Origin of the sequence: Pseudomonas sp. ok266 (genome assembly GCF_900110195.1) — a bacterium.
In the GTDB taxonomy this organism is placed as follows: Bacteria; Pseudomonadota; Gammaproteobacteria; order Pseudomonadales; family Pseudomonadaceae; genus Aquipseudomonas; species Aquipseudomonas neuropathica.
Genome location: NZ_FOCU01000014.1, coordinates 157,952 through 177,284, shown reverse-complemented (window position 1 = coordinate 177,284; position 19,333 = coordinate 157,952). Strand labels below are relative to the sequence as shown.

The 19,333-nt window shown below is 60.8% G+C and carries 16 protein-coding genes and 1 pseudogene; 11 read left to right on the top strand and 6 right to left on the bottom strand.

What is annotated here, in order from left to right; translation table 11 throughout:
* Nucleotides 1–6 precede the first annotated feature (6 nt).
* Entirely contained in the window at nucleotides 7–1,206 is a 1,200-nt protein-coding gene (locus BMY54_RS24930) for a YbfB/YjiJ family MFS transporter (protein ID WP_093439344.1), read from the bottom strand.
* Nucleotides 1,207–1,317: 111 nt separating this feature from the next.
* Between BMY54_RS24930 and BMY54_RS24925 the strand changes: the two genes are divergently transcribed.
* Both BMY54_RS24925 and BMY54_RS24920 read left to right on the top strand, forming a co-directional pair.
* Nucleotides 1,318–2,193 carry a LysR family transcriptional regulator gene (locus BMY54_RS24925; RefSeq protein ID WP_093439341.1) on the top strand — a complete coding sequence of 292 codons (876 nt, stop codon included), beginning with the start codon at nucleotides 1,318–1,320 and terminating at the stop codon, nucleotides 2,191–2,193.
* Nucleotides 2,194–2,442: 249 nt separating this feature from the next.
* Nucleotides 2,443–2,838, top strand: a complete 396-nt coding sequence (locus BMY54_RS24920) for a hypothetical protein (protein ID WP_093439504.1) — start codon at nucleotides 2,443–2,445, stop codon at nucleotides 2,836–2,838.
* A 49-nt stretch (nucleotides 2,839–2,887) separates the two neighbouring features.
* Here the strand turns inward: BMY54_RS24920 and BMY54_RS24915 are convergent, their stop codons facing one another.
* Nucleotides 2,888–3,610, bottom strand: a complete 723-nt coding sequence (locus BMY54_RS24915; protein WP_093439338.1) for a pirin family protein — start codon at nucleotides 3,608–3,610, stop codon at nucleotides 2,888–2,890.
* A gap of 215 nt (nucleotides 3,611–3,825) precedes the next feature.
* On the opposite strand from BMY54_RS24915, the gene BMY54_RS24910 reads away from it, so the two are divergent.
* On the top strand, nucleotides 3,826–4,776 hold the full coding sequence (locus tag BMY54_RS24910) for a GlxA family transcriptional regulator (protein WP_093439335.1): 951 nt from the start codon (nucleotides 3,826–3,828) through the stop codon (nucleotides 4,774–4,776).
* A gap of 90 nt (nucleotides 4,777–4,866) precedes the next feature.
* Nucleotides 4,867–6,324: an ATP-binding protein gene (locus BMY54_RS24905; protein ID WP_093439331.1), complete on the top strand. Its 1,458-nt coding sequence runs from the start codon at nucleotides 4,867–4,869 to the stop codon at nucleotides 6,322–6,324.
* On the opposite strand, the gene BMY54_RS24900 is transcribed toward BMY54_RS24905, so the two are convergent.
* Nucleotides 6,301–9,189, bottom strand: coding sequence for an ATP-binding protein (locus BMY54_RS24900; RefSeq protein WP_093439328.1), 2,889 nt, complete (start codon nucleotides 9,187–9,189; stop codon nucleotides 6,301–6,303). The two genes, BMY54_RS24905 and BMY54_RS24900, sit on opposite strands and share 24 nt — an antisense overlap.
* Nucleotides 9,190–9,314: 125 nt before the next feature.
* Nucleotides 9,315–9,746: a helix-turn-helix domain-containing protein gene (locus tag BMY54_RS24895; protein WP_093439325.1), complete on the bottom strand. Its 432-nt coding sequence runs from the start codon at nucleotides 9,744–9,746 to the stop codon at nucleotides 9,315–9,317.
* Between the two features lie 248 nt (nucleotides 9,747–9,994).
* Here BMY54_RS24895 and BMY54_RS24890 point away from each other — a divergent pair, with 248 nt between their 5' ends.
* The 7 genes and pseudogenes from BMY54_RS24890 (at nucleotide 9,995) to ycaC (ending at nucleotide 16,495) form a co-directional block, all read left to right on the top strand.
* The gene (locus tag BMY54_RS24890; RefSeq protein WP_093439322.1) at nucleotides 9,995–10,978 is read left to right on the top strand and encodes an MBL fold metallo-hydrolase; all 984 of its coding nucleotides are present in this window, start codon (nucleotides 9,995–9,997) and stop codon (nucleotides 10,976–10,978) included.
* Between the two features lie 54 nt (nucleotides 10,979–11,032).
* Complete coding sequence (locus BMY54_RS24885; RefSeq protein WP_093439319.1) at nucleotides 11,033–11,956, top strand: LysR family transcriptional regulator; 924 nt, start codon at nucleotides 11,033–11,035, stop codon at nucleotides 11,954–11,956.
* Between the two features lie 445 nt (nucleotides 11,957–12,401).
* A pseudogene (locus BMY54_RS24880) lies at nucleotides 12,402–12,668 on the top strand (DUF6124 family protein); the annotation flags it as partial.
* Between the two features lie 214 nt (nucleotides 12,669–12,882).
* Nucleotides 12,883–13,296, top strand: a complete 414-nt coding sequence (locus tag BMY54_RS24875) for a DoxX family protein (RefSeq protein ID WP_093439316.1) — start codon at nucleotides 12,883–12,885, stop codon at nucleotides 13,294–13,296.
* Complete coding sequence (locus BMY54_RS24870; RefSeq protein ID WP_093439313.1) at nucleotides 13,289–13,915, top strand: antibiotic biosynthesis monooxygenase; 627 nt, start codon at nucleotides 13,289–13,291, stop codon at nucleotides 13,913–13,915. The genes BMY54_RS24875 and BMY54_RS24870 overlap by 8 nt, the downstream gene beginning before the upstream one ends.
* A gap of 43 nt (nucleotides 13,916–13,958) precedes the next feature.
* On the top strand, nucleotides 13,959–15,797 hold the full coding sequence (locus BMY54_RS24865; RefSeq protein WP_093439310.1) for an amidohydrolase: 1,839 nt from the start codon (nucleotides 13,959–13,961) through the stop codon (nucleotides 15,795–15,797).
* Between the two features lie 74 nt (nucleotides 15,798–15,871).
* The gene (ycaC, locus tag BMY54_RS24860) at nucleotides 15,872–16,495 is read left to right on the top strand and encodes an isochorismate family cysteine hydrolase YcaC (RefSeq protein ID WP_007913541.1); all 624 of its coding nucleotides are present in this window, start codon (nucleotides 15,872–15,874) and stop codon (nucleotides 16,493–16,495) included.
* Between the two features lie 235 nt (nucleotides 16,496–16,730).
* Here the strand turns inward: ycaC and BMY54_RS24855 are convergent, their stop codons facing one another.
* Nucleotides 16,731–18,158, bottom strand: a complete 1,428-nt coding sequence (locus tag BMY54_RS24855) for a mechanosensitive ion channel family protein (protein ID WP_093439307.1) — start codon at nucleotides 18,156–18,158, stop codon at nucleotides 16,731–16,733.
* Between the two features lie 108 nt (nucleotides 18,159–18,266).
* Nucleotides 18,267–19,289, bottom strand: coding sequence for an alpha/beta hydrolase (locus BMY54_RS24850; RefSeq protein ID WP_093439303.1), 1,023 nt, complete (start codon nucleotides 19,287–19,289; stop codon nucleotides 18,267–18,269).
* Nucleotides 19,290–19,333: the final 44 nt, after the last annotated feature.

Below are 19,333 nucleotides of genomic sequence, written 5' to 3'. Positions count from 1 at the left end.
TTCCCTTCAATTTGCACAGCAGCGCGACTCAGTAGGGGCGGGCAGCCATTTCATGGCTTGCTCCAGCAGCAGCGCCACGACGATTGCGCCAGCGGCAATGATGAACAACAGCGCGTGATGACCGCCGCTGGCATTGAACAGCGCTGAATAGGCAAATCCGGCCAGCGCCTGAAAGGTGGCGAATGACACCGTGGCACGGCTCCAGGCGATCTGCTGGCGATGGTGTTCTGGCACCAGTTCATGCACCCGAGCCAGCGCCAGCGGCACAATGCCGGGCGGAAATGAACCGAGAATCACCGCCAGCAACGCCAGCGCCAGAAACGAGTGAGTCATTGCCAGCAACCCAAGGGCAATCGCCTGCAGCACCAGCACCAGGCGAATGCCGGAACGTGCGCCAAGCTTATCGGCAAGAAAGCCATAACTCACCGGACCGACAATTGCGCCCAAACCGTACATCACCCAGATCAGCGCGCCGATATGTGCCCCGGCGCCGAGTCCACGCGCCACGTAATCCACCAGAAATACCATGGCCGGCACCAGGCCAGCGGCCATGAAGGCGTATTGGGCGAACAGCACATACACACCGCGCGGTGTCGGTTCTGCGGACACCGTTTCTTGCGCAACGACCGGGTGCAGGAAATCAGCCGGCCAGCCAAACCAGCTCAGCGCCGTCAGCACCAAGGCCAAAGCCCCCAGACCCAGCCATGTCGCTTGCAAACCGAGGCTCAACAGCGGCGGCACCAGCGTCCCGGAACCGGCAATGCCAAGACCGATGCCGAGAAAGATCGCGCCACTGGCCAGCCCTTTACGCGCCGGCGGAACATGCGGCAGAACTGTCGCGGCTACCAGCACCATGATCGCACCGCCGGCAATCCCCGACAGCAGTCGCCAGCCGAAGAACCAGCTCACCGACAACGGAAACGCGCAGGCAAAAAATGCCGCCGTGACCACCAGCATCATCAATCGCAAGGCATTTTTATTGCCGAGCTGGCGCGCTGTCGGCCGGCCGAGCAGAGCGCCGATCAGGTAGCCCACCAGATTGGCCGCACCGAGGTAGACCACATCGTTGGCGCTGAACCACTGCGCCTCAATCAGCGAAGGGATCAATGGGGTGTAAGCGAAACGCGCCAGCCCGATGCTGACCAGGCTGGCGCAGAGGCCGGCGAAAATCGGCAGCCAGATACCGGTGGAGGTTGAAGTGCGCATGATAGCGATCTCGCGGAAGGTTTATGGCGTTCAGCATATCGGCTATTGTTGCTGCGTTAATGCAGCGATTTAGCGTTGCTGCGATGCGAATTTGCATCACTTGGAGGCAGCATGAATTGGGATGACGCACGGGTATTTCTGGCCGTTTGCCGCGAGTCGACGCTACGTGGCGCTGCACGGGTTTTGGGGGTGGATCAGGCCACTGTCGGGCGACGGATCACGGCGCTGGAAAAGTCCCTGAGCGCTACGTTGTTCCTGCGCACCTCCGACGGCTACGCGTTGACCGCTGTCGGTGAGGCGGCGCTCAGGAGTGTGGAGAAAATGGAGCATTCGGCACTGGAGCTGGAGCGGCAGATTCAGGGCCTGGATGATCGCCTGACCGGCACGGTGCGCGTCAGTACCACGGATTCGCTGGCGATCGACTTTCTGATCCCGGCCATCGCCCGTTTGCACGAGCAGCACCCGGACGTACGAGTGCAACTGGACGCGTCCACGCAGATCCTCAGCCTGGCCAAGCGCGAGGCGGATATCGCGGTGCGCAACACCCGGCCGGACAATCCTGATCTGATCGCTCGGCGAATCGCCCGATGGCCGGTGGGCCTGTTCGCCTCTCAGGCCTATATAGACGCCAATGGCGTGCCGCAACCGGACACAGCGTTTGAGGGGCATGATCTGGTGGTCTATCAACCGTATCTGCAAAGCAAAAAGGACCTGACCCTGGTGTCGGAGCCGCTAAGTCGCGGTCGCATCGTCGCCAGCCTCAGTTCCAGTTTGCTCGTCCGCCGGTCAATTGCCGCAGGGTTGGGTGTAGGAGAAATCCCGGTGTACATGGGCGAGCGCGATGGCCTGATCAGGCTCTGGCCGGAGCGCACTCGACCATTGCCGTACGAAGTGTGGTTGGTGACCCACGCGGACTTGCGGCATACCGCGCGGGTGCGGGCGGTGATTGAGCAGATTGTCGACGTGTTCGCGTCGGAGAATGACTAGGCAGACGTTCTTTTGGCAGGGCTACAAGCTCTGACGAAACGGCCTACATCAGAGGCAGAATCTCCCGGCTTGTGAGGCGGTTGGATGGGGCCTATTGTTTCGTCATGTCGGTGAGGGGCGCAGGGCTCGCACTGATGTTGATACCAGGGACGGTATCGGTAAACCCAGGAAGGTGTCGAATTGAGAACCACGGAATTCAGTCAAAACCCAATCAGTGACCTTGCGAGCAAAGGTCGGAATACTCAAGCCATGAACGCTATCAGTCGTGAAGAATTCAATGCCAGGATCGAGACCATTGAGAGCAGGATGGACGCTCGGGTCGAAGGTGTGTCGGCGAGAATCGATGCTTATCTTTTGACTCAGGCGGAGAGGGACAAACGATACGATCTGATGTGGGACGGCGTACAACAAATCGCCGAAGACTCAAAAGAAGCCATCAAACATGCCTCGACAGTGAAGGCGCATTACTGGGCGACGACCGCCGTTCATTTTCTCGGAATGATCACCGTCGTCGTAGGGGCGCACTTTGCCAATCAAGCAGCGGTATTAACCACCTTGCAGACGACACTCGCCGCGATCCAGATCGGCAAGGATATAAGTGCACCAAGACCTGCTTCGCAACAAGCACCCGAATCACCACAATAGAAAACGGCCTTCAAAGAAGGCCGTTTTTCGTGAGCATTGAAACACCGCATCATGGCATTTCTGGCAACTCCTGCGGCCGCAAGTCGAACACCAGCACCTCGGCATCGACACCATTGCTCAAGGTCAGCAACTGTTCTTCGCGAACCCGTACGCCGTCACCTTCCTGCAAGGGCTGGCCATTGAGTTCAACACTGCCACGCGCCACATGCACGTAGGCATAACGGTTGGCTGGCAGCTCCAGCGTGGCAGTTTCTTTACCGTCGAACAGCCCGGCAAAGACTCGTGCGTCCTGACGCACTTTCAGCGAACCGCCGTTGCCGTCCGGCGAGATGATCAATTGCAGGCGACCGCGTTTTTTCTGTGCGCTGAAATGTTCCTGTTGATAACGCGGTTTGGCACCGCTGACTTCCGGCACGATCCAGATCTGCAGGAAATGCACCGGTTTGGTCGCCGAATGGTTGAACTCGCTGTGCGCTACGCCGCTACCAGCACTCATCAGTTGCACATCGCCTGGGCGGATCACCGAACCGGTGCCCAAGGTGTCTTTGTGTTCCAGTGCACCTTCCAGCACGTAGGAAAAGATCTCCATGTCGCGATGCGGGTGTTGGCCGAAGCCTTTGCCGGCAGCGACGCGGTCATCGTTAATCACCAGCAGATCGGAAAAACCCTGCTCACGCGGGTCACGGTAGCTGGCAAAGGAAAAGGTGTGAAAGGACTTCAACCAGCCATGATTGGCGAGGCCACGATCGGAGGCTTTGCGAAGGGTCAGCATGATGAAATCTCCTTGCGGGACGTGAATTCGTCCGAGTGAGGAGAAGGTTACTGTTTACTGTACTGCGCAATAAGTAGATGAAAACTGAAAGACTGTCCCTGTCAGGTTGACAGTTTTGCGATAGCCTTCACACAAAACTTTTGCGCTCAAACGGCTACAGTTGGCCATAATGTCTGGTCCGTATCATGTCTCTCTGATTGAAGTGATGTCTTCCCATGAAAACCGTGGCAATGGTGCTGTTTCCCGACTTTCTTCTGCTCGACATGGCCGGGCCATTGGAGGTTTTTTCGGTTGCCAATCGCTACCTGAAACCCGATGCGCATTATCAATTGATCACCCTTGGCACCGAAGAGGGCCCGCTGCGGGCCTCCAATGGTGTGATGGTGCAGGCCGACCGGATCATTGGCGACGACACCGAGCGTTATGATTTGCTGCTGGTGCCGGGAGGCCCCGGTGCCTACAACCAGCAGTTCCCGTCGTTGTTTGCCTGGCTCAAAGACGCAGTCCGGCGAGTCGAGTACTTCGGATCTATCTGCACTGGTGCTTTTGTCCTGGGGCACGCCGGTTTGCTTGACGGTTACCGTGTAACCACGCACTGGAACTACACCGAGCGCCTGATCAAGGGGTTCCCGAAAGCCCATGTCACGACTGATCAGATCTATGTCGAGGATCGCAACCTGATCACCTCGGGAGGCGTTACGGCGGGGATCGATATGGCGCTGGCTGTGATCGCCCGCGATCACGGCAAGAAGCTCGCGCAGGATGTGGCCAAAGTCCTGCTGGTGGTGATGAAACGCCAGGGCGGGCAGGCGCAGTTCAGCCCGTTGATGGCTGCCGTGGCACCGCAGGAAACGCCGATTACCCGCGCGCAGAGTTACGTGCTGGAACACCTCGACGAAGCCTTCACGGTCGAGCGCATGGCGGCGATTGCCAATATGAGCGCGCGGCACTTCGCGCGGGTGTTCACCCGCGACATCAACATGACGCCGATGGAGTTTCTGCAAAGTGCGCGCATCGACTGCGCACGAAACTTGCTGGAAACCAGCGATCTGCCTCTTAAAACCGTGGCTTACAAAAGTGGTTTCGGCAGTGTGCGGCACATGCGTTCGCTGTTCGCTGAAAAGCTCGGCCTGACGCCCGCGCAATACCGCGAACAGTTCAGCTAGAGCGCTGTTGTCCGTCTGGCGCACCCGTATGTCCGAATTGAGTCTCGTGTAGCGGTTGTCGCGTCATCTGAGGCTGCCAAGATAGTTGGCATGGATAGCCTCATCGATTTGAACACGGCGTCGGTGCTGCATTTCGGCCCCTTCGCCTTCCACCTGCGCCAACGGCTGATACTCGACGGAGATCGGCCTTTACGCATGGGCGGTCGTGCGCTGGACATTTTGCAGGTGCTGGTCGAGCGTGCCGGGCGAGTGGTCAGGAAGGAGCAATTGATTGCCCTGGTTTGGCCAACGTCGGTGGTCGAGGAGATCAACCTGCGCGTGCACATCGCCGCGCTCAGGCGCGCCTTGGGTGACGGCGAAAACGGTCAGCGCTACATCGTTAACGTGCCGCAATGCGGTTACAGTTTTATCGCCCCGGTGCGTTGCGACAGCGTCGCGCAAGTGGTCTTTGAGGGGCTGCGAACGCCCGAGCATAATCTGCCGGCGCGACTGACCCCGGTCGCCGGGCGCGACTCGCTGGTCGGCGGGCTGGTGCGGCAAATGCCGCTGTGTCGGCTGATGACCGTCACGGGGGCGGCTGGTGTGGGTAAATCCACTGTCGCGTTGCGGGTCGCGGAACTGCTGTTGCAGTACTACAGAGACGGCGTGTGGCAGATCGATCTGAGCTTGATCGACGACGACACACCGCTGCTCGATCAGGTGCTACGCACTCTTGAAAGCGATTTGCCCGGACTGTCGACTCGCCATGCGTTGCTGCTGCTGGATAACTGTGACCACCGTCTCGGCGCTTGCCGGGCAGCAGTTGAAACGTTGCTCGAGGCCGCTCCCCGCCTGTCGGTTCTCGCCACCAGCCGCGAGGCCTTGCAGGTCGGTCTGGAAACCCTTCAGGGCGTGCCACCGCTGACCCTGCCGAAACGTTCCGCAGGCGATTGCATCACTGAAGCCATGGGCCATTCTGCGGTGCAGTTATTTGTCAGCCGCGCTCGCGCACGACAGCATGATTTCTGCTTGCGTGAACAGGATGTCAAAGCCGTCCTGGAGATCTGTCGCCAACTCGACGGTTTGCCGCTGGCGATCGAACTGGCGGCGGCGCAGATCGATGCCTTGGCATTGGTCGGCTTACAGGCGCAAATGAGCAATGGTCTGCAAGTGCTCAGCCATGGCCGGCGCACCGCGGTACCGCGGCATCAATCGATGCAGGCGGCACTCGACTGGAGCTATCAACGCTTGAGCGAGCAGGAACAACGCGCGCTACAGCGGTTATCGGTGTTCAAAATGGCGTTTACCCTGGAGGCGGCGCTGGCGGTGATCAGTTGCCCGCAACTCGCGTCGTCGCGGCTTGCCGCGATCATTGAAGGCCTGGCGTGCAAGTCATTGCTGGTGGCGGAGCGGGGCGGCAGCACAGGCCGATACCGAATGCTCCACACCACTCGCTGCTATGCGCGTAAGCAACTGGAGCGTTGCGGTGAAGGGATTGATCTTGAGCGCCGGCATACGCTCTATATCAACCGGATACGCCGGGCCTCAGGCGTGTCTGTGCTCGCGTAAATCGTCGATCAGCAGGCGCACCTTGCGCAAATCCGGGGTCGCGTAGCCCTCGGTGAAGCGCTGATAGATCGGCGTGAGCAAATCCAGCGCCTCTTGGCTGCGCGATTGGCGCTGCCAGAGTTGCGCCAGTGAGGTGGCACTGCGCAGTTCCCAGGCGAGCGCACCTTGGCTGCGGGCGATGGTCAGCGATTGTTGCAGGAGTGCTTCGGCTTCCTTGAGGGCCTCTTCGCGAGCAAGCTCGCTCTCACATGGGTTCCGAGTACACCCAAAATCCCTGTGGGAGCGAGCTTGCTCGCGAAGGGCCCCGTCCAGGCAATCCGGATCGTCTTTCAATAACGCAGCAGCCCGAGCCCGCAAAATCTCCGCCGTGCTCCATCCCGCATCACCACTCAGCGCTCGCTCAAACAGTGCGTCATCCACAAAGCGGTCATCCAGCGTCACCATGATTTCCCGAATCAGCCCACTGCTGTCCTTCGGCACGGGCGTGCTGGTTTGCGTGTCGATCACCTGCGCGTAATGTCGCGCCCACGTGTTGAACAGCAGCACCGAATGCTTCTGCGATTGTTCCAGCAGCAGTTGCAACAGCGCCCGGGCGTTCTGCTGATCGCCGTTGTAATGAGCGATCAGGCAACTGGCCAGTGCCAGGGTGTAACAAATCGAGGTGCCATGGTCGATCTGCACGGCAATATCCAGGGCCAGTCGCGCCGAATGCCACGCTTGCTCCGGCAATCCCTGCATCCATAGCACCCGCGCCAGCACCGTCAGCGACGCGACGCTCTGGTCGTATTGCACGCCAAAACCGTGAGTGAAGCGGTTGACGTGGCCGCTGTGTGCCATGCGCTGCAGCACCTGCTCGGCATGAGTGCGCGCCTGCGGCTGATCGCCGGCATAGTGCAGGGCCAGCACGCGTAAACGGTGGGTACTCAGTGACAACAACGGGTCGCCGTGCACGCCGAGGCGATCGAAGTGCTCACTCTGCGCCAGCGCCATGCGGTAGTGCCCGCAACTGAGGTTGACCGCCAGGTGTCCGGACACCGCGCGCAATTGCCCGGCGACGTCGTCGTGCTCAAGGGCCAACTGCCGAGCCTCGACGAACGCCTGGATGGTTTCCGGGGTGCCTCCCCACGTGTGATAACAGGCACTGCCGAGGGCCAGTTTCAGGGAGATTTTCAGACGCGGGCAGGGGGCACCGAGTTCATCGAGCAGGCTCAGCGCCCGCCGCACATAGCCGCCATACTCCTTGAGCAGCGACAACTCTTGCCACAGGGGCGCCGACGCTGCTGTCAGGTGAATCCCCAGACTACCAGGGCCGACACCGTTCAGGCTCCAGTCCAGCGCCGCGCGCAGGTCTTCCAGCCCTCGGGCGTAACGCTCGATCCACAAAGCCGTCGGTGTCATTTCCCAATCGCTTTGCGCCTGTTGCATCAATGCCAGGCAGCGTTCGGCGTGGCGTTCGCGGGTTTCTTCGCATTCGGCGGCGTGCTCGAGTTTTTCCAGTGCATAGCGGCGGGTCGTGTCGAGCAGACGATAGAACACCTCTTCGTCACCGACTTCGACGCTGAGCAGGGATTTCGCCACCAGTTGGGTGATCGACACACACACCACACCGGGATCGATCTGTTGGCCGACGATGACGGCCGCCGCCGACTCCAGGGTAAACCCTCCACAAAACACACTCAGACGACGCAGGCAGGTTTGTTCGCACCGGTCGAGCAGGTTGAAACTCCAGTCCAGCGTGGCGCGCAGGGTGAGATGGCGCTCAAGACTGCTTTGATTACCCGCTGCCAGCGGTGGCAAACGGCCCTGCAGTTGGCTCAGCAAACCTTCCAGGCCCAGTTCGGCGACCTGCGCTGCCGCCAGCTCCAGCGCCAGAGGAATACCGTCGAGTCGGTGGCAGATTTCGATTGCTTGCGGCAACTGCGCATCGCTCAGTTCAAAGCTTTCCTGCGCGGCCGTGGCCCGTTCGATGAACAGTTGCAGCGCCGAATAATCCAGCGCTTGCTGACGATTCAATGTCGCGTTCATCAATGGGTATTCGAGCGAATCGAGACGCTGCACGAATTCGCCTTCCGCCCGCAGGCTCTCGCGGCTGGTGGCGAGGATATGCACCTTCGGCGCGCCGCGCAGAATGCTTTCGCTGAGCATCGCGACGGCATCGATCAGGTGTTCGCAGTTGTCGAGCAATAACAGCATCTGTCGCTGTTGCAGGCCATTGACCAGCGCCGCCAGCGGATCGCCTTCGGGGAGTGCCAGATCGAGCAGGGCGGCCAGGTGTGAGCAAATCAGCCGCGGATCGTTGAGCGGTGCCAGGTCCACCAGCCGAATACCGTCGCGGTAATGCCCGATCAACTGCTCGGCCACGCGCAAGGCCACCGTGGTCTTGCCGATCCCGCCGGGGCCGACCAGGGTGATGCAGCGTTGGCGCGGCAACTGCGTCATCAAGCTGTCGACCAGCGCTTGGCGGCCGAGCATCCGCGTGCGCCGCAAGGGCAAATTGTGCCGACCGCCAGCATCGCCCACAGGACGCTCCTCCATGGATTGCGGTAGAACCGGGGCGACGAAACTGTAACCGCGTTGCGCCACGGTGATGATGTAACGCTGGCCGGCCTGACCGTCACCGAGGGCTTTGCGCAGTGCCGCCATGTGCACCCGCAGGTTGATGTCCTCGACCACGCTGTCCGGCCAGACCCCGGCCATCAGTTGCTGCTTGCTCACCACTTCGCCGGCATGGGCCAGCAGAATCAGGAGGATGTCCATCGCCCGTCGGCCCAGGCGCAACGGCTGCTCGCCTTCGAGCACCAGGCGTTGGCCGGGATGAATCCGATAGGGGCCAAAACCGAGGGCCTGATTCGGGGAAAGACTCAACAGCTCACTCCTGCGGTGCTGCGGCGGACAGAGCGGAGTAGGGCCGGGCGCGTGCGCAGGCCTTCTATTCCGGGGTGTCCCGGCATAATCCTCAGGTTTGAGCGTCAGTGCAACGGGTGCCGCGATCAAAACATGGCGGGTTGTGAACGCTGGGCTTTGGGTTCACGCATGATCTGGCAGCGCCAGGCAAACGGATTAATGCCCTCGCTGCGGGTAAACATATGGCAGAAATGCGCCTGATCGCAGAACCCGCATTCCAGGCTGATTTGCGTCAGGCTCAGGTCGGTGTGCTGGATCAGCAGCTTGGCTCGCGCGAGACGCTGGGTGCGAATCCAGTCCTGCGGCGACACCCCGGTGCTGCATTTGAAGGCGCGGGAAAAATGGCTGCGTGACAGTGAACAGGCGCGGGCCAGTTCGGTGACTTCCAGGCTTTCGCCGAGGCGTTCGAGGATCAGTTGTTTGACCTGTCGTTCGCGTTGCGGACTGAGTCCGCCGACCCCGGTCTTGCGTGGTTCGTTGGCAGGGGCAAGGGCGACGCTGTGCTGTAAGTGAGCCATGGCCAAAGTCCGTGTTGATGGGGAATGCACGGTCGGCGCATCCCCTCAGGTCAAAAAAACAACGCTGCGCAGAGGATTTCATTGTTGGCCGAGGGCGGGAGGCTGACGAGTTAATCGTTGTTAATTCCAGCGCATTGGCCTGAACTCAGCACATCCCTGCAAGTCTGCGCCCCGCGGTTTGCGGCACGATGACTGCAAGCGTGGCGAACCGAGGGGGCGCCGCAATCGGCAGGTCCAAGGGGAATCAAATGAAAGGCATCTTTAACGCAGCGACGGCGCTGACGTGCGCGCTGGTGATTTCCGGTGCCATGGCTCAGGCACCACAGCAGGGCACTCAGGCGCCGGGCTATTTCCGCCTGGCCGTGGGGGATTACGAGGTCACCGCGTTGTTCGATGGCTACAACGACCTGTCGCCCAAGCTGTTGCAGGGCATGAGTCAGAGTCAGATCCGCGCACTGCTGGCACGCCGTTCGATTGAAACCCCGGGTGTCCAGACGGCGTTCAATGCCTTTCTGGTCAACACCGGCAAGCAACTGATTCTGGTCGACAGTGGCGCCGGGCAATGCATCGGCGCCACCGCCGGGCAGCTCGTGGCGAATATGCAGGCGGCCGGCTACCGGCCAGAGCAGGTCGATACGGTTTTGCTGACGCACCTGCACCTTGATCATGTCTGTGGTCTGGTCGATGCCCAGAAACAACCGTTGTTCAGCCATGCCACGGTGTATGCCGCCAAGGCTGAAGCGGATTACTGGCTCGATCCGGCCGCGCTGGCCAAAGCTCCGGCCGGCGCCCGAGAGTTTTTCAAGATTGCCCAGGACTCAACCGCGCCCTACGTCGCCGCCGGGCGTTTCAAGACCTTCGCCGCGGGCCAGTCGCCGTTGCCGGGGTTAGTCGAAGCGACACTGGAAGCCGGACATACGCCGGGCAGCACCACTTACCGGTTCACCTCGCAGACTCAGAGCATCGTCTTCATGGGGGATCTGGTGCATAACCTCGCTGTGCAGTTTGAGCATCCGGAAGTGTCCATCGGCTTTGACGTCAACAGTGCGCAAGCGATCAATGCGCGTCAGGCAGTCTTCAGTGCGGCGGTCGCCAGCAAGACGTGGGTGACGGCGGCGCACCTGCCGTTCCCGGGCATCGGTCACATCACCGCGCAGGGCAAACATTTTCAGTGGGTGCCCGTGGAATACGGTCCGTATAAGCGCGCGGCCAAGGTGCCGTTAATCGAGTAAAGTGCGCAGCGCCCACCCGCAAAAGCAGCTGACACCGAAAAGGAAAACATGCCCATGAACCGTAACGATCTGCGTCGCGTCGACATGAACCTGCTGGTGATTTTCGAAGCGCTGATGTTCGAAAAGAACCTGACCCGCGTTGCCGAAAAGCTGTTCATGGGGCAACCGGCCGTCAGCGCGGCGTTGGGGCGTTTGCGTGATCTGTTCGACGATCCGTTACTGCTGCGCAACGGTCGCGGCATGGAGCCGACCGCGCGGGCGCTAGCGATTCTCAAAGAGCTGCAACCGGCGATGGACGTCATCTCTGGCGCGGTCAGCCGGGCCAAGGAGTTCGAGCCGGCGAGCAGTTGCGACGTGTTTCGCATCGGCCTGTCGGACGACGCCGAATTTGGCCTGTTTCCACCGTTGTTGCGTCAGCTTCAGCAAGAGGCGCCGGGGATTGTCGTGGTCGTGCGCCGCGCCAATTACTTGTTGATGCCGGCACTGTTGGCCTCTGGGGAAATCTCAGTGGGCGTCAGCTACACCACCGATCTGCCGGCCAACGCCAAGCGCAAGACATTGCGCGACATTCCCTGCAAAGTCCTGCGCGGCGACGACCGTCCCGGGCCGCTGACCCTCGACGAATACTGCGAGCGCCCGCACGCGATGGTGTCGTTCTCCGGCGACCTGAGCGGCAATATCGACATGGACCTGGCCAAGGTCGGTCGTACCCGCCGCGTGGTGTTGGGCGTGCCGCAATTCAGCGGCCTGCGCGCCTTGCTCGCCGGCACCGAGATGATCGCCACTGTGCCGGATTACGCCGCCTGCGCGTTGGTGGAAGGGTGTGCGCTGCGCGCCGAAGATCCACCGTTTCCGATCGATGCGGCGCAATTGTCGATGGCCTGGAGCGGGGTGCATGACAACGATCCGGCGGAGAAATGGCTGCGCTCGCGGATCAGTCAGTTCATGGCGGCGCCGCTGAATATCCCGGCTAGCTGAATCCCTACGCCAATCTCAAATACAGCACTGATCCCTGTGGGAGCGAGCTTGCTCGCGAAGGCGTCGTATCAGTCGATAAATACTTCGAATGACACACCGCTTTCGCGAGCAAGCTCGCTCCCACATTGGGAAGGCGTGATCCCTGAGTTGTTGGTGGTTTAAACATCGCCGTTTAAGCAACACCATCAGACACTCTTTCAGGCTACGCAACCTTGCGCCTTTGCCTACAGCTACGCCAGAATCCGCCGGCTTGTGCGCTTGTGGTCGGGTCTCTATCGTTTGGTGGTCGCTGAAAACTCAGCGATCGGGTTTAGCGACTCGGACCAAAAAAAGTGCATCAGCGCTCCATGCTTCGTAGCAGGCTATCGTCTGCACTTCGCTATGGCGGCTGTATGCGGGAGACCTTCGGGTCTACCGGGTTGCCTTTTTACCGGTTCGCTAACCTGCATACGGTCGCCACCTCGACCACTACCTCCTTCCACCCGGCTCCACGCCACCGCCACGCAGAACTCGCGGAACCGCCGACACCAAAGCCGAAGAACTGCTGACTGACGCCAGCGAAACACTCGCCTCGGCCAAGACCATTGCCCAGGACGTCGCCCACCTGTTGCCCGCGCCGCAGCGCCGGGCGTTGTTGGGGATTGCGCAGTTGATCATGCTCGGTGAACTGGCGGTGAATCGGGTGCTGGATAACCTCGAACCACCGGCCTGAACCCATTCCCTGTGGGAGCGAGCTTGCTCGCGAAGGCGTCGGGTCAGTTATAAATACTTTGAATGGCACGCCGCTTTCGCGAGCAAGCTCGCTCCCACAGGGATTTGCGGTCCTCCAAGAATTTTGGAATGTCGCAGAACTGAGCACATCTATCCAATTTCCTCCCGACCATCATTGGCATGATTCCAGTCAATGACATTTCAAGGGTCGGGTCATGAATGCCTCAACAGATGAACGGGCACGCGACATCGGTTTGCTGTTCCTGCGGGTCAGCGGCGGGTTGTTTCTGCTCTGGGTCCACGGCTTGCCCAAGCTGCTGGATTTCACCGCGCAACTGCAACTGATCGAAGACCCGTTCCACCTCGGTGCCCACCTCACCCTGATCCTGGCGATCTTCGCCGAAGTCCTCTGTCCAGTACTGATCGTCGCCGGGGTGCTGGCGCGATTGGCGTGCTTGCCTATTCTCTTTGTGCTGCTGGTGGCACTGCTGGTCGTGCATCCGCAATGGAGTGTGGCTGAAGGGCAGTTCGGCTGGTTGCTGTTGATCCTGTTTACCACTGTGTTGATCGCCGGGCCGGGACGGCTGGTGATTCCTGTTCGTTTGCCCGGAGTGCTGCGTTATGCCTGAAGTCCTCGATCCACAAACGCCGGGGGCCGATGAGACGGTCACGCTGATCATCAAGCACCGGGTCAAGGCCGGTTTCGAGTCAGCGTATGAGGCCTGGCTGCGCAATATCGTCCGCGTCGCGAGCCAGCGTGAAGGCCATTTGGGCGTGGACGTGGTGCGCGGCAAGCGCGGGCGTCTCGATTTCTACACTTGCGTGCTGCGTTTCAGCTCCACTGAAGCGATGCAGGGGTGGCTGGAGTCGCCGCAGCGTCAGGCACTGGTCGCCGAAGCGGCGCCGATGCTGGCTGACGGCGATCAGACTGAAGTCGCGCCGATCAAGGAGTTCTGGTTTACACCACTGGCCGATGCCGCTTCGCCGCCGCCGCGCTGGAAGCAAGCGGTCGTCACGCTGCTGGTGATTCTGCCGCACACCTTGCTCGTGCCGCTGATCTGGGGACCGCTGCTGGCGCTGCATCCGATTCTTTCCAACTACGTGGTGGCCACGTTCCTGATCACCCTGACCATCGTTCTGTCGGTGGTCTACGTGGTGATGCCGCCGGTAACCCGTTTGTTTACGCCGTGGCTCGAAGCCAGCCAAGCCCATGAACACCTCGATTCCCAAGAGACCTCGCCACGCTGAGCGCGCGGGGTTTGCTCCTTTTCACTTTGCTTGAGGAACTGCGATGAGCGCCGATCTGATTTTATTCAATGGCCAGTTTCATACCGTAGACCGCACCAAACCGCTGGCCAGTGCCGTGGCCATCACCGACGGCCGCTTCGTGGTCGTTGGCAACGACAACCAGGCCATGGCCCTGCGCGGGCCGAACACGCAAGTGGTCGATATGCATGGCCGCTGCGTTATTCCCGGCCTCAATGACTCGCACTTGCACTTGATCCGTGGCGGTTTGAACTACAACCTCGAACTGCGCTGGGAAGGCGTGCCGTCGCTGGCCGACGCGCTGCGCATGCTCAAGGATCAGGCTGACCGCACGCCAACCCCGCAATGGGTGCGCGTGGTCGGTGGCTGGAACGAATTCCAGTTCGCTGAAAAACGCATGCCGACCCTCGAAGAAATCAACCAGGCCGCGCCGGACACACCAGTGTTCATCCTGCACCTGTATGACCGTGCGCTACTCAATCGCGCCGCCCTGCGCGTGGCCGGCTACACCCGCGACACGCCGAACCCGCCGGGTGGCGAGATCGTTCGCGATGCCAACGGCAACCCGACCGGCATGCTGGTCGCGCGGCCTAACGCGATGATCCTCTACTCGACGCTGGCCAAGGGGCCGAAGCTGCCGCTGGAATATCAGGTCAACTCGACCCGCCAGTTCATGCGCGAACTCAATCGCCTCGGCCTGACCAGCGCGATCGATGCCGGCGGCGGTTTCCAGAACTACCCGGACGATTATCAGGTGATCGAACAACTGGCCAAAGACGACCAGTTGACCGTGCGCATCGCCTACAACCTGTTCACCCAGAAACCGAAAGAAGAGCTGAGCGATTTCCAGAACTGGACCGGCAGCGTCAAGTTGCACCAGGGCGACGACTTCCTGCGCCATAACGGCGCCGGGGAAATGCTGGTGTTCTCGGCAGCCGATTTCGAAGACTTCCTCGAACCGCGCCCGGACCTGCCGCAGACAATGGAGGAGGAGTTGGAGCCGGTGGTGCGCCACTTGGTCGAACAGCGCTGGCCGTTCCGTTTGCACGCGACCTACAACGAGTCGATCAGCCGCATGCTCGACGTGTTCGAGAAGGTCAATCGCGACATTCCGTTCAACGGTCTGCCGTGGTTCTTCGACCACGCTGAAACCATCACCCCGCAAAACATCGAACGGGTGAAAGCACTGGGCGGCGGCATTGCGATTCAGGATCGCATGGCGTTCCAGGGCGAATACTTTGTCGACCGTTACGGCAAACAAGCCGCCGAGGCGACACCACCGATCAAACGCATGCTCGCCGAAGGTGTTCCGGTCGGCGCCGGCACCGATGCCACGCGCGTTTCCAGTTACAACCCGTGGACGTCGCTGTACTGGATGGTCAGCGGTCGCACCGTCGGCGGGCTGGCCTTGTACGAAGAAGGTCTGCCGCGCGCCACCGCGCTGGAACTGTTCACCCACGGCAGCGCCTGGTTCTCCTCGGAGCAGGGCAAGAAAGGCCAGATCAAGGTCGGGCAACTGGCGGATCTGGCGGCGCTGAGCGCGGACTTCTTCCATGTTGAAGAAGAAGCGATCAAGTGGATCGAATCGGTCATGACCGTGGTCGGCGGCAAGATTGTCTACGCGGCCGGCGACTTCGAAGACCTCGGCCCACGCTCGATTCCAGTGCTGCCGGACTGGTCGCCGGTGGCCAAAGTCCCAGGCCACTGGCGGCCAAATTCGCCATTGCAGGCGCAGGTTCACCAGTGCAGCGGGCCGTGTGCAGTGCACACCCACAGCCATGAAAAGGCGCGGATGTCGAACGCACCGGTCAGCGATTTCGCCGGTTTCTGGGGCGCGTTTGGCTGTTCCTGCTTCGCTTTCTGATTTTCCCTGAAGCGCCGGCCGTCCGGTCGGCGCTTCACGCTTCATCCATCCATCCGTCCATCAGGAGTTTTCCCATGAGCGTTCCTTACACACGTCTGAACAAAGATGACGCGGTTGTATTGCTGGTCGATCACCAGACCGGTCTGATCTCGCTGGTCCAGGATTTCACTCCGAACGAATTCAAGAACAACGTGCTGGCGCTAGGCGACATCGCCAAGTTCTTCAAGCTGCCGACCATCCTCACCACCAGTTTCGACGCAGGCCCGAACGGCCCGATCGTGCCTGAGTTGCGCGAGCAGTTCCCGGATGCGCCATTCATTCAGCGCCCGGGCCAGATCAATGCGTGGGACAACGAAGATTTCGTCAAAGCGATCAAGGCCACCGGTCGCAAGCAACTGATCATCGCCGGTGTGGTGACTGACGTTTGCGTGGCGTTCCCGACCCTGTCGGCGATTGCTGAAGGCTACGAAGTGTTTGTGGTGACTGACTCGTCCGGCACCTTCAACACCACCGTGCAGCAGGCGGCGTGGGCGCGGATGTCGGCAGCGGGTGCCCACCTGCTGAACTGGTTCTCGGTGGCGTGCGAGCTGCAGGGTGACTGGCGCAACGACATGGAAGGTTTGGCGCATTTGCTGTCGGAGCGTCTGCCTAACTATCGCAATTTGATCAACAGCTATACCAAGTTCACGGCCAAGTAATCGGCTGATCTTGAAGAGCCCCTCATCGGAACGCCGCCCGCCTAACCCTCTCCCGGAGGGAGAGGGGACTGACCGAGGGGTTCTTGCGAGGTACGCCGACGTGCAATACCGAGCCGAACTCAGGTCTTGAAATGCCCGGAGATCGACTCCCTTTCCCCCTCGCCCCCTTGGGGGCGGTCCGACGTTTCGGGAGGGTTGGGGTGAGGGGGAGGCTTTTGATCTTGATCTTGCCGCTTCAACGCTTCTGCAACCAACCGAGAAAACCACCTTTCCTCACCGCCACCGGTTTAGCCATCAACGCGAGGCGACTGTTCTGCTGACGCACCGCCTGCAATTTATTCAACGCCTGACCCACCTCCGTGCGCTGCTCCATGCACTGGCGAGTGAGGTTCTTGTCGAGTCGATAAATGATGCTCGACGTCAACGCCGTGAACGTCGCCTGCGACGGCGTATCCGCCAGAATGCTCTGTTCACCCATGACCTCACTCGGCCCCATCCGCCCAGCCTCGACCTGGCTGTCGCCGTCCGGCACCGTCGCACTGACCACCCCGGTGGCAATCACGAACAGACTGTCCGGAACCTCGTCCAGATCCAGCACCACCTGGCCCGCCGTGTACTGCTGGGCAATCATCGATTCCGCCAGACGATCGCGCTCATCACTGCTCAGCGAGCGGAAGATTTTCACTTCATCGAGCAACGCACGGGCGCGGGTCGAGGGTTCGATCACGCCATCCGGATGCCGCGAAATCCCTGCCGCTTCCAGATGCCGGTGGGCGAGGTCGAACAGTTGATTGCGTACTTCGCTTTTCTTGCCGAGCTCGGCGATGAACCCGCTGGCGACGTACTCCGACATGGTTTCGCCGGCCTCTTTCAGCACGGCTTTCGGCGCTGGCGTCAGCAACAGCGAACTGCTGCCCTGCAAAGTGCGATCAAGCGCATCGAGTACCCGCCGCGGGCGGATGTGATTCGGCACCTGAATGCTGATCGACACGCCATGCATGTTGTTCGGGCGGCTGAGATTGACGATCTTCGCCTTGGCCGCGACCGAGTTCGGCACCACCGCCATGGTCCCGGCGCTGGTCAGCAAGTGCGTGGCGCGCCAGTCGATGTCGAAGACCTTGCCTTCGACGCCGTCGATCACCACGAAATCATCCACCTGATACGGCTTGGTGGTGTTGAGCACGATCCCGGAAAACACATCGGCCAAGGTGCTTTGCAGCGCCAGACCGACAACGATGGCCACCACGCCCGAGGTTGCCAGCAGTCCTTTTACCGGCAATTCCAACACGTAACCGGCTGCGGCGACGGTGGCGACCAGAAACACCAGGGCGCCGATCACGTCCTGCAGCAAACGACCGCTGTGGCCGATGCGGCGCATCAGCGCCAGGCCGATGACTTCGGTCAGCACCCGCGCGGCGTACAGCCACCAGAGAATTCCCAGTGCCGTCGCACCCAGTTGCGCCACGCGGTCATCGGTGAATTGTGGTGCTTGCAACGGACTGACGCCGGCGTTGATCACCAGCGCCGTGAACGCCAGAAACAACACCAGGCGCACTCCGACTCTCGGGGCGCGATGGCTGAAGGGCGAGAAGTGCCAGAGCACCGCGTCGAGCAGCAGCAGGGCAGCGCTCCAGGACAGCAGGTGAGTGTAGAAAAAGGTCATGGCCGGTGCTCCGCAGTGTCTGCCAATAAAAAGATCGCAGCCTGCGGCAGCGCCTACAGAAGAACGTATTCCAATGTAGGCGCTGCCGCAGGCTGCAATCTTTTGCTGTTAAGGATTCAGATGAGTCTTCAGCTCAGCCGCCGCCTGACGCACCGCCGCTTTCACTTCCGGAATCTGACTCAGCGGATTGAGCAAACCAAAGTCATGAATCATCCCGTTGTAGCGCACCGAGGTCACCGCTACACCCGCCGCATCCAGGTGCCGCGCATAGCCTTCGCCTTCGTCACGCAGCACATCGAACTCGGCAGTCTGCACCAGTGCCGCAGGCAAGCCCTTGAGCTGTTCGGCGCTGGCATTCAGCGGCGAGGCATGGATCTGCGCACGCTCGGCCGGGTTGGTGGTGTAGTTGTCCCAGAACCACTGCATCATGCCTTTGGTGAGGAAGTGGCCCTCAGCAAATTGCTGGTACGAACCGTCGTCGAACTGCGCGTTGGTCACCGGCCACATCAGCAGTTGGAAGCGCAGCGCCGGGGCTTTCTGCTCCTTGGCCATCAACGCCACGACCGCCGCCATGTTGCCGCCGACGCTGTTGCCGGCCACGGCCAGGCGCTTACCGTCGACACCGATCTCCTTGCCGTGCTCAGCCACCCATTTCGTCGCGGCGTAGGCCTGGTTGATCGCGGTCGGGTACTGGGCTTCCGGCGACGGCGTGTAGTCGACGTACACCGCAACCGCGCCAGAACCCACCACCAAGTCACGAATCAAGCGTTGGTGGGTCGGGAAATCGCCGAGCACCCAGCCGCCACCGTGGAAGAACATGAACACCGGCAACTCGCCTTTGACTTTGGCCGGCCGCACCACTTTCAGGTTGAGGGTCTGGCCATCGACCTTGATCGCTTTGTCACTGACTTCAACACCGGACAAGTCCACCTTCACCGAAGCCTGCGCGCCGGTCAGCACCGCACGGGCGTCTTTCGGGCTCAGTTGCTCCAGCGGTTTGCCACCACCGGCGGCGAGGGCGTTGAGGAAGGCTTGGGTGTTGTGTTCGACACCGCTGGTTTCGGCGGCGAAAGCGTTGCCGATGGACAGGGCGAGGAGGGAAGCGGTGAGGGTTTTCTTGACGATGTTCATGGTGGAAATCCTTTTGAATGTTTTTGATTTTTTATGCCTGGGTT